The organism is Dietzia psychralcaliphila, assembly GCF_003096095.1.
GTDB lineage: Bacteria > Actinomycetota > Actinomycetes > Mycobacteriales > Mycobacteriaceae > Dietzia > Dietzia psychralcaliphila.
Window position 1 is genome coordinate 1,304,871 of sequence record NZ_CP015453.1, and the last position, 15,409, is coordinate 1,320,279.

The 15,409-nt window shown below is 69.9% G+C and carries 16 protein-coding genes; 11 read left to right on the forward strand and 5 right to left on the reverse strand.

The features are described 5' to 3' along the window. Positions 1-4: 4 nt before the first annotated feature. The 6 genes from A6048_RS05865 (at position 5) to A6048_RS05890 (ending at position 5,672) form a co-directional block, all read left to right on the forward strand. Positions 5-1,066, forward strand: coding sequence for a PhoH family protein (locus tag A6048_RS05865; RefSeq protein WP_107748206.1), 1,062 nt, complete (start codon positions 5-7; stop codon positions 1,064-1,066). Beyond that, positions 1,063-1,557, forward strand: coding sequence for an rRNA maturation RNase YbeY (gene ybeY / locus A6048_RS05870; RefSeq protein ID WP_107748207.1), 495 nt, complete (start codon positions 1,063-1,065; stop codon positions 1,555-1,557). The genes A6048_RS05865 and ybeY overlap by 4 nt, the downstream gene beginning before the upstream one ends. A gap of 3 nt (positions 1,558-1,560) precedes the next feature. After that, positions 1,561-2,883 (forward strand): hemolysin family protein, encoded by a 1,323-nt coding sequence (locus tag A6048_RS05875; RefSeq protein ID WP_107748208.1) that lies wholly within the window; start codon positions 1,561-1,563, stop codon positions 2,881-2,883. Continuing rightward, positions 2,880-3,788, forward strand: a complete 909-nt coding sequence (era, locus tag A6048_RS05880) for a GTPase Era (protein WP_107748209.1) — start codon at positions 2,880-2,882, stop codon at positions 3,786-3,788. Before A6048_RS05875 ends, era begins: the two co-directional genes overlap by 4 nt. A 206-nt stretch (positions 3,789-3,994) precedes the next feature. Continuing rightward, on the forward strand, positions 3,995-4,873 hold the full coding sequence (gene recO / locus A6048_RS05885) for a DNA repair protein RecO (protein ID WP_107748210.1): 879 nt from the start codon (positions 3,995-3,997) through the stop codon (positions 4,871-4,873). A gap of 31 nt (positions 4,874-4,904) precedes the next feature. Continuing rightward, a complete protein-coding gene (locus tag A6048_RS05890) occupies positions 4,905-5,672 on the forward strand; it encodes an isoprenyl transferase (RefSeq protein ID WP_107748211.1) in 768 nt (255 codons plus the stop codon). A gap of 215 nt (positions 5,673-5,887) precedes the next feature. Here A6048_RS05890 and A6048_RS05895 read toward each other — a convergent pair whose 3' ends face one another. Beyond that, complete coding sequence (locus A6048_RS05895; protein ID WP_107748212.1) at positions 5,888-6,325, reverse strand: Fur family transcriptional regulator; 438 nt, start codon at positions 6,323-6,325, stop codon at positions 5,888-5,890. A 4-nt stretch (positions 6,326-6,329) separates the two neighbouring features. Further along, positions 6,330-6,701 carry an ArsR/SmtB family transcription factor gene (locus tag A6048_RS05900; RefSeq protein WP_107748213.1) on the reverse strand — a complete coding sequence of 124 codons (372 nt, stop codon included), beginning with the start codon at positions 6,699-6,701 and terminating at the stop codon, positions 6,330-6,332. A 178-nt stretch (positions 6,702-6,879) separates the two neighbouring features. Here A6048_RS05900 and A6048_RS05905 point away from each other — a divergent pair, with 178 nt between their 5' ends. From A6048_RS05905 to A6048_RS05915, 3 genes are all read left to right on the forward strand, one after another. After that, positions 6,880-8,274: a glycine--tRNA ligase gene (locus A6048_RS05905; protein WP_107748446.1), complete on the forward strand. Its 1,395-nt coding sequence runs from the start codon at positions 6,880-6,882 to the stop codon at positions 8,272-8,274. Between the two features lie 53 nt (positions 8,275-8,327). After that, positions 8,328-8,945 carry a YdcF family protein gene (locus A6048_RS05910; protein ID WP_107748214.1) on the forward strand — a complete coding sequence of 206 codons (618 nt, stop codon included), beginning with the start codon at positions 8,328-8,330 and terminating at the stop codon, positions 8,943-8,945. A 73-nt stretch (positions 8,946-9,018) separates the two neighbouring features. After that, complete coding sequence (locus A6048_RS05915; protein ID WP_107748215.1) at positions 9,019-10,281, forward strand: deoxyguanosinetriphosphate triphosphohydrolase; 1,263 nt, start codon at positions 9,019-9,021, stop codon at positions 10,279-10,281. A 120-nt stretch (positions 10,282-10,401) separates the two neighbouring features. Here the strand turns inward: A6048_RS05915 and A6048_RS05920 are convergent, their stop codons facing one another. Further along, positions 10,402-10,815, reverse strand: a complete 414-nt coding sequence (locus A6048_RS05920; protein ID WP_107748216.1) for a MerR family DNA-binding transcriptional regulator — start codon at positions 10,813-10,815, stop codon at positions 10,402-10,404. Positions 10,816-10,881: 66 nt separating this feature from the next. On the opposite strand from A6048_RS05920, the gene A6048_RS05925 reads away from it, so the two are divergent. After that, entirely contained in the window at positions 10,882-11,496 is a 615-nt protein-coding gene (locus tag A6048_RS05925; RefSeq protein ID WP_107748217.1) for an NADPH-dependent FMN reductase, read from the forward strand. A 49-nt stretch (positions 11,497-11,545) separates the two neighbouring features. Further along, positions 11,546-11,887 (forward strand): putative quinol monooxygenase, encoded by a 342-nt coding sequence (locus tag A6048_RS05930; protein WP_107748218.1) that lies wholly within the window; start codon positions 11,546-11,548, stop codon positions 11,885-11,887. A 76-nt stretch (positions 11,888-11,963) separates the two neighbouring features. Here A6048_RS05930 and A6048_RS05935 read toward each other — a convergent pair whose 3' ends face one another. Together A6048_RS05935 and A6048_RS18770 are read right to left on the reverse strand one after the other, a co-directional pair. Continuing rightward, the gene (locus A6048_RS05935) at positions 11,964-13,307 is read right to left on the reverse strand and encodes a serine hydrolase domain-containing protein (protein ID WP_107748219.1); all 1,344 of its coding nucleotides are present in this window, start codon (positions 13,305-13,307) and stop codon (positions 11,964-11,966) included. A gap of 5 nt (positions 13,308-13,312) precedes the next feature. Then, entirely contained in the window at positions 13,313-15,373 is a 2,061-nt protein-coding gene (locus tag A6048_RS18770; protein WP_107748220.1) for a TPM domain-containing protein, read from the reverse strand. Positions 15,374-15,409 lie beyond the last annotated feature (36 nt).

Genomic DNA, 15,409 nt, shown 5'->3' on the forward strand with positions numbered 1-15,409 from the left:
CGCAGTGAGCGACACGGTCGCCGAGACGCAGGGCGACGACCGGCGAGGCCCCGCCGGCTCACCCTCCCGCACGGCGGTCCAGCTCGACCCCGACCTGGCCATGGCGGTGCTCGGCGCCGCGGACGCCAACCTCAGGGCGCTCGAGGAGCTACTCGACGCCGACCTGCACGTCCGGGGCGGCACCATGACCATCTCCGGCGACCCCGGGGCCGTCGACCAGGCCTCACGGGTGGTCTCCGACCTGCTGCGGCAGGCCAGGCGGGGTGTGGAGATCACCCCGGCGTCGGTGCGACGCTCGGTCGAGATCCTCGCCGACTCCGGGCCGTTGACGCCTGAGGAGGTGCTGGGCACGGACGTGCTGTCCCGACGCGGGGGCATGATCCGGCCCAAGACGGTGGGGCAGAAGCGGTACGTCGACGCGATCGACGACCACACGGTGGTGTTCGGGCTCGGTCCCGCCGGGACGGGCAAGACCTACCTCGCGATGGCCAAGGCGGTCGCCGCGCTGAGGGCCAAGGACGTCAGCCGCATCATCCTCACCCGCCCCGCGGTCGAGGCCGGGGAGCGGCTGGGATATCTGCCCGGCACCCTGCACGAGAAGATCGACCCGTACCTGCGGCCGCTGTACGACTCGCTGCACGACATGATGGACCCGGAGGCGATCCCCAAGCTCATGGCGGCCGGGGTCATCGAGGTGGCGCCGCTGGCCTACATGCGCGGTCGCACGCTCAACGACGCGTTCATCATCCTCGACGAGGCACAGAACACCACGCCCGAGCAGATGAAGATGTTCCTGACCCGCCTCGGCTTCGGCTCGAAGATCGTGGTGACGGGGGATATCACCCAGATCGACCTCCCGGGCGGGCAGCGTTCCGGGCTCAAGGTGGTGCGCGACATCCTCAAGGGGGTGCCCGACATCCACTTCTCGGAGCTCACCTCCGCCGACGTCGTCCGGCACGCGCTGGTGGCCCGGATCGTCGACGCCTACGCGAAGCACGAGGAGCGCCTCGACAGGGGCGAGGAACCCACCGCAGTCCACAGGAGCAGGGAGCACCGCCACCGATGAGTATCGAGGTCGCCAACGAGTCGGGCGTGGAGGTCGACGAGGCCGAACTCATCGACGTGGCCGCGTTCGTGATCGCCCGGATGGACGTCCACCCGGCCGCGGAGCTGTCGATCACGCTCGTGGACAAGGACACCATGGCGGATCTCCACGTGACGTGGATGAACCTGCCGGGTCCCACCGACGTCATGAGCTTCCCCATGGACGAGCTCTCCCCGGGGGGTCGGCCCGACCTGCCCGACCCCGGCCCCGCGATGCTCGGGGACATCGTGTTGTGCCCGGCGTTCGCCGCCGACCAGGCCGCCAGCTCTGGGCATCCGCTCGCGCACGAGCTCGCGCTGCTCACCGTGCACGGGTGCCTGCACCTGCTCGGTTACGACCACGCCGAGCCCGCGGAGGAACGTGAGATGTTCGGCCTGCAGAACGAGCTGCTCGGCGAATGGTACGACCACCGCGACGCCCCTCGCGACGACGCCCCGCGTGCGGACGCCTGACCCGTGGACCAGACGATTCTCACAGCCGGTGCGGCTGTACTTCTCATCCTGGTCGCCGGTGTCTTCGCCGCCCTCGACGCCGCGCTGAGCACGGTCTCGGTGGCCCGGGTCGAGGAGATGGCCAAGGAACCCCGCTACGGGGCGAAGAGGCTGTCCCGGATGCTGCTCAACCGTCCGCGCTACATCAACGTCGCGGTGCTACTGCACCTGTTGAGCCTGATCTCCGGTGTCGTGCTCCTGACCGTCGTCTTTGCCGAGGTCATCGAGTCCACGGTCTGGGCGCTGGTCGGGGTGATCGCGGTGACGACCATCGCGGCCTACGTCGTGGCCGGCGTCGGTCCCCGCACGCTGGGGCGTCAACACGCGTATTCGCTGGCACTGGGCGCCTCCACGCCCCTGGCGGTGCTCGGGTTCGTCCTGGGTCCCGTCGCCAGCCTCCTGGTGGGTGTCGGCAACGCCGTCACCCCGGGCCGCGGTTTCCGCAACGGCCCGTTCGCCTCGGAGATCGAGCTGCTCGAGATCGTGGACATGGCGCGTGAGCGCGGGGTCGTGGCCGACGACGAGTCGCGCATGATCCAGTCGGTGTTCGAACTCGGGGGCACCACCGCGCGCGAGGTCATGACCCCGCGGACCGAGATGGTGTGGATCGAGTCGGACAAGACGGTCGGCCAGGCCGCGCGGTTGACGGTCAAGTCCGGTTATTCCCGGATCCCGGTGGTGGCCGGCGACAACTCCGACGACGTGGTGGGCGTGATCTACCTCCGGGACATCGTGGCCCGTCTGGACGATCCGGACGGCCGCGCGGCCCCCGTCGCCGACGTGATGCGACCCGCGGTGTTCGTGCCCGACGCCAAGAGGATCGACGACCTGCTCTCGGAGATGCAGAGGGACCACAACCATCTGGCGATCCTCGTCGACGAGTACGGCGGGACCGCGGGGCTGGTGTCCATCGAGGACATCCTCGAGGAGATCGTCGGCGAGATCGTGGACGAGTACGACACCACTGAGGTACCCCCCGTCGAGGAGATGGAGGACGGGAGGCACCGCCTGTCGGCCAGGCTCGGGCTGGACGAGGTCGCCGAGTTGTTCGACGTGGAGTTCCCGGACGAGGTGACCGAGGAGGTCGAGACCATCGGAGGGCTGATGGCGCTCGAACTCGGTCGCGTCCCGCTACCGGGTGCGCACGTGGTCACGGCAGGGCTGGACCTGCGCGCGGAGGGCGGGCACGACCGCCGCGGCCGGGTCAAGGTGGTCACCGTGGTGGCCGAACGGACCGACTCCGCCGCCGACGGCACACACGAGAACGACGACGAGGAGAACCGATGACCACCCCCGAGGGCTTCCGGAGCGGTTTCGTCAGCTTCGTCGGTCGGCCGAACACCGGCAAGTCCACGCTCACCAATGCGCTGGTGGGTGAGAAGATCGCCATCACCTCCTCGCGTCCCCAGACCACCCGGCACGCGATCCGCGGGCTGGTCCACCGCCCGGACGCCCAGATCATCCTGGTCGACACCCCGGGACTGCACCGACCGCGCACCCTGCTCGGCGAGCGGTTGAACGCGCTGGTGGAGGAGACCTACTCCGACGTCGACCTGATCGGGTTGTGCATCCCGGCGGGGGAGCGGATCGGCCCCGGCGACCGCTGGATCCTCGAGCAGGTGCGCAAACTCTGCCCCACCACCCCGATCCTGGGCCTGGTCACCAAGATCGACACCGTCTTCAAGCCGAGGATGATGGAGCAGTTGGTCGCGGTCTCCACGCTCCTCGGGCCGGACTCGGAGGTCGTCCCGGTGTCGGCCGCGTCCGGCGAACAGGTGGATGTGGTGGCGGACCTCATCGCCTCGCTGCTGCCCGAGGGGCCGCGGTTCTACCCCGACGATGTGATCACCGAGGAGTCCGACGAGTCCCGGATGTCCGAGCTCATCCGCGAGGCCGCCCTCGAGGGCGTGCGGGACGAGCTGCCCCACTCGATCGCCGTGTCGATCGAGGAGGTGCTGCCGCATGAGGGCCGCGACGACATGGTGGACGTCCATGCCACGGTCTACGTGGAGCGGCAGAGCCAGAAGGCGATCGTCCTGGGCAAGGGCGGCTCGCGTATGCGTGAGGTGGGCACCCAGGCCCGGGCGGGTATCGAACAACTCCTGGGAACCAAGGTGTACCTGGACCTCCACGTCAAGGTTCTCAAGGAATGGCAGCGCGACCCGAAGATGCTCGGGCGGCTGGGTTTCTAGAACCGGGATTCCAGAACCGGGATTCCAGAACTGGGATTCTGGACCCGCGTTTCCGGAACAGGTCTTGCCCGGCGGGTTCGCAGGCCCGTGGGTGCAGGATCGCCGTCGGACGCGTCCCGGCGGCCCGCGCCGTCGGGTGGGACAATGGTCGTTCGTCGCATACCAGTTGCGCACACCAGCCCGTCGAGCATCGGGAGGAGGTCCGGATGCACCCGTTCACCGACAGCGGCCTCGTCGTGCGTACCTACGACCTCGGCGAGGCCGACCGGATCGTCACCCTGCTCACCGAACACCACGGGTTGGTCAGGGCAGTCGCCCGCGCAGTCCGCCGTACCCGCTCGCGGATGGGCGCCAGCCTCGAGCCGTTCGCCGTGGTGGAAGTACAGATCGCACCGGGTCGTGGCCGGAGTGGTCTGGGCACCGTGAGGCAGGCGTCGAGCCGGGAGTCACTGGCACGGCCTCTCGTGGCGGACTACCCGGCCTACACCTCCGGGTGCGTGGTGCTGGAGACCGCGGAGCGGCTGGCAGGGGAGGAGGGCGCACCCACGCCGAGACTGCTCGGCCTCGCCGTCGGCGCCCTCCGCTCCCTGGCCGAACACCGTCGCCCGCCGGGACTCGTCGCCGACGCGTTCCTCCTACGTGCCATGGCCGCGTCCGGCTGGGAACCGGTCCTGGACTGCTGTGTGAGCTGCGGAGTGGTGGGTCCGCACCGGGCGTTCCACGTCGCATCCGGGGGGACCGTGTGTGTGCACTGCAGGCCGCAGGGGTGTGCCATGCTCTCCCCCGGTGTCGCCGAGCACCTGTCGGCGCTGTTGGGTGGGGACTGGGACGCCGTGACCGTCTCGTCCCCGGCCGTCGTCCGCCAGGCCTCCGGGATCGCCGCCGCACACCTGCAGTGGCATCTCGAACGCGACCTGCGCAGCCTGCCGCTGGTCGATCGCGGGACGGTCGACCCTGTTCCCGTCGAGCCCCGTCCCGTCGACCCCCGTCCTGTCGACCCAGTTCTCGTCGACTCAGTTCCCGTCGTACCCCGTCCCTCCGAAACCGTTGAGGAGTCCCGTGCCCGGACTACCCAGATTCCGTAAGCGCGCCGCGACGAAGGGCGGCGCCGCGCCGGTGACCGTGCGGCCGCCCACTCCGCACCCGTCGGGTGAGTGCCCGCCCGCGATCCCCTCGGAGTTCGTTCCACGCCACGTCGCACTGGTGATGGACGGCAACGGACGCTGGGCCCAGGAGCAGGGACTGCCCCGCACCGAGGGGCACAAGCGTGGCGAGGCGGTACTCATGGACGTGGTCCAGGGGTGCATCGAGATCGGTGTCCCGTACCTGTCCGCGTACGCGTTCTCCACGGAGAACTGGAAGCGCAGCCCCGAGGAGGTCCGTTTCCTCATGGGCTTCAACCGGGACGTGCTCCGCCGCCGTCGCGACGAGATGCACGAGCTGGGGGTGCGGGTCCGCTGGGCCGGCCGACGCCCCAAGTTGTGGAAGTCGGTCATCTCAGAGCTCGAGGAGGCCGAGGAGCTCACCCGCGACAACACGGTCATGACGTTGGCGATGTGCGTCAACTACGGCGGCCGTGCGGAGATCGTCGACGCGGCGCGCGACTTCGCGCGTCGGGTCGCCGCGGGGGAGGTCTCGGCCGACGACCTCACCGAGGAGAACTTCGCCCGCTACCTCGACGAGCCGGATATGCCGGACGTCGACCTCTTCCTGCGGCCGTCCGGTGAGCTGCGTACCTCCAACTTCCTGCTGTGGCAGAGCGCCTACGCCGAGTTCGTCTTCCAGGACACGCTGTTCCCCGACTTCGACCGACGGGACCTGTGGGCGGCCTGCCTCGAGTACGCGGAGAGGGACAGGCGATTCGGGGGAGTGGCCGGGGCCTGACCCTCCTCCCTGGTTCGCGGCCGAGCCCGCGCCGCGCCGCCCCGCCTCGCCCCTCTCCGCCTCGCGCTGTCGTCGAGTGGTCGTAGTCGAGCCATTCGGCGGCAGATTTCCAGCGGAAATGTGATCAGTAGTGACCGCCCGCTGCGGACACCGCGGCGCGATGCCCAGCGACAGCCTGAGCACCCCGGCCCCACCGCCGACAGCGCACCCTGGGGTCAGTCGGCGATCCCCGCCGACCCGTCCCGCCGGGCGGCGACACACGCCTCGCACAGGCCGAACAACTCGACGGTGTGGGTCACCTCGGTGAAACCGTGGGCCCCGCCGGCGCGGTGCGCCCACGTCTCCACTCCCGGTTCCTCGACCTCCACCGTGAATCCGCACACCCGGCACACCAGGTGATGGTGGTGCGAGTCGGAGCACTTCCGGAAGATCAACTCTCCGGAGTCGGTGCGCAGCACGTCGACCGCTCCGGCGTCGGACATCGACTGCAGGGTCCGGTAGACGGTGGTCAGTCCGATGGCGTCGCCGCGGTCGCGGAGTTCGGCATGGAGATCCTGGGCCGAGCGGAACCCCTTGGATTCGTCGAGCAGCGCGGAGATGGCACTGCGTTGACGGGTCGAGCGCACGCCGATCGCCTTGTCTGGTGTGGACACGTCCCTACTCCTCACCGGCGTGCCCGACGGCCGCCTCGACGATGTGCAACAGGTGGTCGTCGAGCAACTCGTAGCGGATCTCGCGTCCCCGCCGGTGTGCCGAGACGACGTTGGACGACTTGAGGACCCGGAGATGCTGACTCACCAGCGGCTGCGCGACCCCCAGGGCGTCCACCAACTCGTGGACGCAGCGCGGCCCCTCGCGGAGCTGCAGCACTATCGCGATACGCAACGGCGCCGACAGCGCACGGAGCAACTCGCCAGCGGCCGAGACCACGTGCTGCGGTGGCAGCGGCACGGGATCGGCGTGGGGGCCGGGGTCGTGGATGTCCGCGGCAGGCCCGGGGTCGGCCGGGGACTCGGGTCCGGATGCCATTGGCGCAACCTTCCGGGCGCGGTGGGGACCGGCGCCGTGTCGGGTGGGGACCCCAGTATCCCAGACCGCCGGGGTGGACCGGATACCCTGGTGGGAAGTGCCGCGGGCGCCGGCCCGCGCCGAGGTCGTCCACCACGACACCTCCGCCAACCGACTCACCAAAGGGAGAACCCCCGACGTGGCATCCTCAGCGTCCGTCATCGACACCGTCGTCAACCTCTGCAAGCGCCGGGGACTGGTGTACCAGTGTGGCGAGATCTACGGCGGAACCCGTTCGGCGTGGGACTACGGTCCGCTGGGCGTGGAGCTCAAGGACAACATCAAGAAGCAGTGGTGGCGGACCTTCGTCACCGGCCGCGAGGACGTCGTGGGTCTGGACTCGTCGATCATCCTGCCCCGCAAGGTGTGGGAGGCCTCCGGCCACGTCGAGACCTTCACCGACCCGCTCGTCGAGTGCCAGTCCTGCCACACGCGCCTGCGCCAGGACCACCTGCAGGAGGCCTATGCGGCCAAGAAGAAGTTGGACACCCCGACCGATGTGCCGATGGCCGACATCGCCTGCCCGAACTGCGGCAACAAGGGCATGTGGACCGAACCACAGCTGTTCTCGGGTCTGATGAAGACCTTCCTCGGCCCCGTGGACAACGAGACGGGCCTGCACTACCTGCGCCCGGAGACCGCCCAGGGCATCTTCGTCAACTACAAGAACGTCATGACCACCGCCCGGCGCAAGCCGCCGTTCGGCATCGGTCAGATCGGCAAGGCGTTCCGCAACGAGATCACGCCCGGCAACTTCATCTTCCGCACCCGCGAGTTCGAGCAGATGGAGATCGAGTACTTCGTTAAGCCTGATGAGGCGAACGAGCACTTCACGCGCTGGGTCGAGGACTGCTGGGACTGGTTCGTGGACCTGGGGATCGACCCGGCGAACATGCGTCGCTTCGACGTCCCGGACGACGAGCGCGCCCACTACTCGGCCGGCACGATCGACTTCGAGTACAACTTCGGATTCTCCGGTAGCGGCTGGGGCGAGCTCATGGGCATCGCCAACCGTACGGATTACGACCTCACGCAGCACCAGACCCACTCCGGTGAGGACCTGCAGTACTTCGACCAGGCCTCGGGCGAGAAGTACGTTCCGTACGTCATCGAACCGAGCTTCGGCCTGACCCGGTCGCTGATGGCGTTCCTCATCGACGCCTACACCGAGGACGAGGCACCCAACGCCAAGGGCGGAGTCGACACCCGCACCGTCCTCAAGCTGGACCGGCGCCTCGCACCGTTCAAGGCCGCTGTGCTGCCGCTCTCGCGGAACGCCGACCTGTCCCCGAAGGCCCGGGATCTGGCCGCCCAACTGCGGAAGAGTTGGAACGTGGACTTCGACGATGCGCAGGCGATCGGCCGACGTTACCGCCGCCACGACGAGATCGGCACCCCGTTCTGCATCACCGTGGACTTCGACACGCTCGACGACCAGGCAGTCACCATCCGTGAGCGGGACACCATGTCGCAGGAGCGGGTGGCTATCGATCAGGTCGAGGGGTACCTCGCGCAGCGGCTCATCGGCTGCTAAGCCGGCGCTGGCACACTGGTCGGGTGAACAGATCCCGGTCCCCGCTGCGGGCGGTGTCCAGGGCCATCGGGTGGCTCCTGGTCATCGCACTGCTCCTGTGTCTCGTCGTCCCCGGCTTCATCGCGTTCCGTGTGTGGCACGTTGCGCGGGTGGACGACCGCACGACGGCGGACGCGATCGTCGTCCTGGGCGCGGCCCAGTACGACGGTGTCCCCACCCCGGTCTTCCAGTCCCGACTCGAGCACGCCGCCACCCTGTACGAGGAGGGTGTCGCACCCCAGATCATCACGGTCGGCGGTAACCAGCCGGGGGACCGCTTCACGGAGGCCGGTGCGGGTCGCGCGTACCTGACCGAGCTCGGGGTGCCACCCACCGCGATCCTGGCGGTCGAGACCGGCACCAACACGGTCGGCAGTCTGGACGCCGTGGCGCTGACGGTCCGTGACCAGGGAGGTGGGTCCGTGGTGCTGGTCAGCGATCCCACCCATTCGTACCGATCGCGGATGATGGCCCGGGACGCCGGTCTGGACGCGTGGACCTCGCCGACCAGGCAGGGGCCCGCGGTGTGGACCCGGGAGAACCAGATCCTGAGCATCATCAGGGAGACCGGCGCGGTGCTCTGGTACCAGTACCACCGGATCGTCGGCACCGACGTGGACTTCCCCGGCTGATCCGCCGATACCACCGGACCGGCCCGGCCGGGACCGACGACGACGGGGCGCACTCGCCCGACAGGAGACGCGCATGACGGGGTACGCGTACGACGCTGCAGACGCCGAGCGCCGGGTTGGTGAGGGGCCCGGCCGGGCGCAGGGGACGGCGAGTGAGCGCAGCCCGTTCGAACGGGATCGCGCCCGTGTCCTGCACTCGGCGGCCCTGCGGCGTCTCGCCGACAAGACGCAGGTGGTAGGACCCGGGGACGGTGACACCCCACGGACACGCCTCACGCACTCGCTCGAGGTCGCGCAGATCTCCCGCAGCATCGCCGCCGGGCTGGGCTGCGATCCCGACCTCGCCGACCTGGCGGGATTGAGCCACGACATCGGGCATCCGCCCTACGGCCACAACGGTGAGCGTGCCCTGGACGAGGTCGCCAGAGGCTTCGGGGGCTACGAGGGAAACGCCCAGACCGTGCGGATCCTGACGCGACTGGAACCCAAGGTCGTCGACGCGGACGGTCGCGGGGTCGGGCTCAACCTCACCCGTGCCGCGCTGGACGCCGCCACCAAGTACCCGTGGCTGCCGCGAGAGGGCACCACCAAGTTCGGCGCCTACCCCGATGACGCGGAAACACTCGCCTGGATCCGCGAGGGTGCGCCCGGGGACACACGGTGCCTGGAGGCACAGATCATGGACTTCTCCGACGACGTGGCCTACTCGGTCCACGACGTGGAGGACGCGATCGTGGCCGGCAGGCTGGACCTGCGGTCGCTGACCGACCCGTCGGAGGTCTCGGCACTGGCCGAACTGGGCGCGCGGGAGTTCCGCGGGCCCGACGCGGACCAACTGCGCGAGGCGGGCGGACGGCTCGGCGCGCTCGACGCCGTCCGCGCCGTGCAGCCCTTCGAGGACACCTTCGCCGGAGCGGTCGCCCTCAAGGCCCTCACCAGCCAGCTGGTCGGGCGGTTCGTCATGCCCGCCATCCACACCACCCGCGAGGTGCACGGCGAGGTGCCTCACGGGCGGTACAGCGCCGACCTCGAGGTGCCGGTCCACGTGGAGGCCGAGGTGGTGATGCTCAAGACCATGGCCGTGCGGTACGTCATGAGCGACCCGGGGCACCGGGCCCGTCAGGACCGTCAGCGCGATCGCATCCACCGGGTGGCCGAGTACCTGGCCCACTCGGCGCCGGCCGGACTCGACGCGGTACTCCGACCGCTGTGGGACGCGGCGCCGGACGACGCGGCGCGGATGCGCGTGATCGTGGACCAGGTGGCCCTGTACACCGAGAGCCGGCTTGAGCGAATCGACCGGGCGAGCGCCGGGATCCAGGCGGCCTGGGGCTGAGTCCCGCCCGGTTGTCCCGCCTGTTCGCCTGCGCGGAGAACCACGTCCGGACCACCAGCACTTCGATGCTCGCCGTTGACGAGCCGTTGGACTCAATCTGTTGCGTGCCGAGTCAGGCGTTCAGTGCTCCACACGCGCGCCGATCTCGCAGAGCTTGGCGTCCGACCCGAGTGCGTCCAGTTGAGCTCGGAGGTCGGCGACACGCTGCTCAGCCTGGGAGATGAGCATGTCGGCGACACGATTCCAGTCCTCGGGCTCCGGCGTCGCGGGCAGCGGGCCGAGCAGTTCCGCGATTTCCCGGACGGTCAGACCGACGCGCTGGGCCAGCTTGGCGATCTGGATGCGGCAGGCGGCGGACTCGTCGAAGCGACGTTGATTGCTCGCGGTGCGGACCGCGTTGATCACGCCGTGGTTGTCGTAGAACCGCACGGCCGACGGCGCAACTCCGCTACGTGCGGCGACGTCACCAACGGTGATCAAGCCCGTGGCAGACGCTTCAGAACCGGCAGTCGGTTGAGATGCAGTGAACGTCATGGTTCTCACCTTCGGGTACGACCGGGCCTTGACTTCAACATATGTTCAACCCTCAGTGTGGTGGACATGACCACGCAGACACCACCGAACAGCGAGCATTTCGTCAACCCCACGCGCGGCCCGACACGGGTCGCAGTGGTCTCCTCCAGCGTCCGCGACGGACGGGTGGGCCCGACCATCGCCGACTGGGTCGTCACCACCCTCGAGCGCAGCAGTGGCATCGAGGCCGACGTGATCGACCTTGCTCAGATCACCTTGCCCGACGACAGTCAGCTCTACCCCGGCGGCGGGCCCAGGAGCGAGGTAGCCGCGCGCATTGACGCCGCAGAGGCGTTCGTGTTCGTCACCCCCGAGTACAACCACTCGTATCCCGCATCGCTCAAGCGGCTCATCGACTGGCACTACGGCGAATGGAAGCTCAAGCCCGCCACCATCGTGGCCTACGGAGTCCAGGGTGGGTACTCCGCCATCGAGCACCTGCGAGGAGTGCTGGCAGAGCTGAACATGGTCACCACCCGGCGATGCCTGGGCCTGCCGGCCCCGTGGCAACACCTGGACGACGCCAGCCGCTTCGCCCCTGATGAGTCCGTGACCGAGCGGCTGAAGGTCACCCTGGCCGAGCTGGAGTGGTGGGCCGGCGTACTCACCGACGCCCGTTCGGACCGCCCGTTCCCGAACTGATCGCGGCCGCCCGGCCGTGATCCGATCAACCCGAGGAGGAAAGGTCCCCATGACCGGTTCACAGAAGCACAGCCCATTCATTCTGATCAATACGTTCACCCCTGTCGAAGGCGGTATCGACGCGCTTGCTGCCTTTCAGATCGACGAAATGCAGGACATGAGAGCGGAGGCAGCCTCCCACGGCTGGCGTGGCAACGAGGTCTATCGAACCCGGGATGGAGCCAGTCTGATCGTGGTCACACGGTTCCGGTCCGCGGAAGCCAAGGAATCATGGGTGGAGACAGATCGATTCCGGCGACACGTCGAAGGGATAGCACCGCTGATCAAAGGCGTTGTGTCCGTCCCGGTGGCACTCATCGCCACCCATAGCGGAAGCGGCGACGCCGACTGAGCGCGACAGGTCCGTCCGCGAACGCACGGGCACGAGAGGCCACCTGGCGTTGACAGGTCGAGCGACGAGCTCCCGGTCAGCTCACCGCCCGGGTGAGGTCGCCAACCAGGTCCTCGATGCCGAGCGCGCCGATGGACCCGCCGGGGGAGAACCCGGTTCGCACCACCACGAGGTCGGCGGACGGGACCACCACGATGTATTGCCCGTCGTGGCCCGAGGCCCAGTAGGCGTCCGAGCGTATGCCGGGCAGTCGCAGTGGGGAACCGTCGCCGGCATCGTTGAGCCACCACTGCGCGCCGTAGGGTTCGGGCTCTCCGCCGGCCGGGACGACGCTCGTCGCGTACTCCATCCATCCCGCCGGGAGCAGTTGGCGACCGTCCACCTCGCCGTCATCCAGCGTGAACTGTCCGAACCGCGCCCAGTCCCGCGGCGTGGCCCACAGGTAGGAGCTGCACACCGACCGGCCGGAGGCGTCGGCCTCGAGGACCGCACTGGTCATCCCGAGCGGGCCGAACAGCAGGCGGTCGGCCATCTCGGGCCCGAGGCCGGTGCGCTCGTGCAGCAGGTCGCACACGATGTTGGTCGTGCCCGACGAGTACTGGCGGAAGGTCCCGGGTTCGTGTGCGAGCGGTTGGGCAGCGGCGAATGCGGCCATGTCGGGTTCGGCGAAGAGCATCTCGGTGATGGGAGTTCCCAGGTCGTAGTCCTCGTCCCACTCGAGCCCGGAGGTCATGCGCAGCAGGTTGTCGAGGGAGATGCGCGCTCGCTCGTCGGTCCACTCGGGGCGCAGGGCGGTGCTCCCGGGATCGAGGTCGGCATCCGGGAACTCGACCTTCGCCCGGCCCACCAGCGTGGCCGCCACGCTCTTGGCCATGGACCACCCGAGCTGTCGGGTGTCCGGCCCGAAGCCGTCGGCGTACCACTCGTCCAGTACCTCGCCCCGGTGGACCGCGACGAGGCCGCGCGTGCCCTCCTGCCCGGCGGCCTGGTCGAGTGCGGCGCCGACCTCGGCCGGGACATCGCTGGCCTGCGGCAGGCGGATGCCCTCGGCGCCGCCGTCCTCCGCCGGCCGGACGAGCGAGGTGTACTCGGAACCCTCGGCGCGGCCGTCGCCCACCGCGCATCCGTACTCCGAGGCCCAGGCCTGCTGGGCAAAGGCGACCCCGAGGACGGAGGACCGCGCCCATCCCTCGGAGTCGTCGATCTCGGTCCGCAGCAGCGGCACCAGCGGGTTGGGCGGTAGGTCTGACTCCGGGTCGTCGCGGTCGGTGAGGAAGTGGATCGCGCAGGCGTTGTGCGCGGCGTACCCGGTCCCGGTGAGCAGCATCGGCCGGTACCAGGTGCCCACCGCCACCAGCGCCGCGGCCAAGAGGGCCAGGACGATCAGCACGGCCACGGCGAGCTTTCGGCGACGGGTCATGGCGCTCAGAACCGCCCGCCCGCGCCGCCGCCACCGAAGCCGCCGCCGCCACCGAAGCCGCCACCGCCGCCGCCGAAGCCGCCGCCTCCGAATCCGCGGGAGGATCCGAACCCGGAACCGCCTCCGCGGAGCATCCCCTGGATCAGTGCGCCGGCGACCATGCCGCCGACCATCGCGCCGGTGTTGGAGCCGCCCCGGCCTCGACCGCCGTAACCGCCGTAACCGCCGCGGCCTCCGTATCCGCCGGTGTACTGCGGCCGGGAGGCGTCGTTCTGTGCGTGCCTCAGCGCCTCGCGGGCGAGTTTCAGGGCGCGGTCGGCGGCGGGGAACGCGGCCGGCCCGGCGGTGGACTCGGCCGTGGCCAGTGACTCCTTGGCGGCGGCGAGACGCGTCCGTGCGGCCTGGCCGATCACATAGGAGCGACTGCCGATGTAGTCGTCCGCCTCCCGCACCGCGCCGTGCGCCCGGGTGATGGCGGCCTGACGCGCGGCCCGGGCGCGGTGGGCCGTCTCGGCCTCGTGCCCTGCGGCGGCCAGCGCCTCGTCGAGATCACGGTCCACGTCCACCAGATCGGAGAAGCTCCCCAGCGGGTCGTTCTCTCCGACGCGGCGGGCACGGTCGAGGGCGTCGCGTGCGGCGGAGGCCGCCTCGGTCAGTTTCTGGCCGCTCCGGCCGAGGTCGGGGGACCGCAGCAGTCGGGCGGCCATGGTCAGTTCCTCGTCTACCTCTGCGACCAGCGCGTGGAGCTCGCGCCGGGCGGTGGCGATGTCGTCGGCGGCGTGGTCCACGCCGTCGACCAGCTTCTCGGCGCGCGACAGTTCTTCTTCGGCTGAGCCGATCGCGTCCACGGCCTCGGCCTGTTCGCCCACCGGCCGGGCGAGGGCTGTGCGGGCGCGGGAGGTCTCGGATTCGGCGGCGTCCAGCAGCTGGCCGGCGATCGTCAGGTTGTCCTCGATCGAGGCGAGCACGGCCGCGGGGAAGCGCGCTCGCAGGTCCGCCATCGACTCCTCGGCGGCAGGGATGCGGGCGCGCAGGGAGACCGCGCGGCGGGTCAGGGCGTCGACCGAGGCGGCGCCGTTGATCAGCAGGTCCCGCATCTCGGCGAACGCCGTGGACTGGCCCTCGAGTCCGCGTTCGGCGCGCTCGGCCCGGGCGGCCACCTCGAGCAACATCGCCCGCCGCTGGTCCGGGGTCTCCGGGATGTCGTCGTCGAGCCGTTGGATCAGCGAGTGCGCGGCGGCGACCTCGACCCGCGCGGCGTCGAGGGCGGCTCGGAACGGCCGAGTCCGCATCTCGCCGAACTCCCCGGCGGCGGTATCGAGCGCGGTCGTGGAAGTGTCCACGGCCTGGTCGGCCTCGACCAGACCGGCCCTGGCGCGTGCGTCGAGAACGTCCACCGGCAGCGCGGACATCCGGGCCGTGTCATCGCCCGGTATCTCGCGGGCGGACTCGGCCTGCCGGGCGGTACGAGTGGACCGTCGGCGGCGGCTGACCAGCAGGATCACTGCCACCACGGCCACGATCGCGGCGATGATGGCCAGCAGTGCCCCGCCGGAGAGCCCGGAACCGGAGCCCTGTCGTTCGAGCCCGTCGGCGGCAGCGATCGCCGCGCCGGCCCAGTCGCCATCCGCCAACTGCGGTTCGATGTCCCGGTCGGCGATGCGCTGGTCGGATCGCTGGTCATCGGACTCGAACCAGTAAGCCCCGTCCTGGACGGCCACCGCGAGCAACACGTCAGAGGCCCCCAGGTCCGACAGACGTGCGGTCTCCTGCGCCCACTGCTGGACGGGTACGCCGTCGAAGCTGTCGACGAACGTCACCCAGAGCTGGATGTCGTCCGTCGAGCGGAGCTCCGCGAGCCTGCTCTCCACCGCGCCGGTGTCGGCTCCCAGCACTCCGGCGGTGTCGGTGACCTGCTGTTGTAGCCGGGACGGCGGTTCGGCAGACGCGGACGGGGTGGCCCACCCGGCGACGCTGACGAGGAATGCGAGCAGGAGGGCGACGGCCGCAGCCGTGCCGGACCGTGCACGCCGGGTGACGTCGGGGCGGTGTGGGACTGCGATCATGCGGTCAGCGTATCGGCTGGCCACAGGGGGCACGCC

Excerpts from the sequence above, each read along its gene's own strand:
- ybeY (WP_107748207.1), top strand. The coding sequence starts at position 1,063 with ATGAGTATCGAGGTCGCCAACGAGTCGGGCGTGGAGGTCGACGAGGCC.
- era (WP_107748209.1), top strand. The coding sequence starts at position 2,880 with ATGACCACCCCCGAGGGCTTCCGGAGCGGTTTCGTCAGCTTCGTCGGT.
- recO (WP_107748210.1), top strand. The coding sequence starts at position 3,995 with ATGCACCCGTTCACCGACAGCGGCCTCGTCGTGCGTACCTACGACCTC.
- A6048_RS05900 (WP_107748213.1), bottom strand. The coding sequence starts at position 6,701 with ATGGCATCCGGACCCGAGTCCCCGGCCGACCCCGGGCCTGCCGCGGAC.
- A6048_RS05915 (WP_107748215.1), top strand. The coding sequence starts at position 9,019 with ATGACGGGGTACGCGTACGACGCTGCAGACGCCGAGCGCCGGGTTGGT.
- A6048_RS05920 (WP_107748216.1), bottom strand. The coding sequence starts at position 10,815 with ATGACGTTCACTGCATCTCAACCGACTGCCGGTTCTGAAGCGTCTGCC.
- A6048_RS05925 (WP_107748217.1), top strand. The coding sequence starts at position 10,882 with ATGACCACGCAGACACCACCGAACAGCGAGCATTTCGTCAACCCCACG.
- A6048_RS05930 (WP_107748218.1), top strand. The coding sequence starts at position 11,546 with ATGACCGGTTCACAGAAGCACAGCCCATTCATTCTGATCAATACGTTC.
- A6048_RS05935 (WP_107748219.1), bottom strand. The coding sequence starts at position 13,307 with ATGACCCGTCGCCGAAAGCTCGCCGTGGCCGTGCTGATCGTCCTGGCC.
- A6048_RS18770 (WP_107748220.1), bottom strand. The coding sequence starts at position 15,373 with ATGATCGCAGTCCCACACCGCCCCGACGTCACCCGGCGTGCACGGTCC.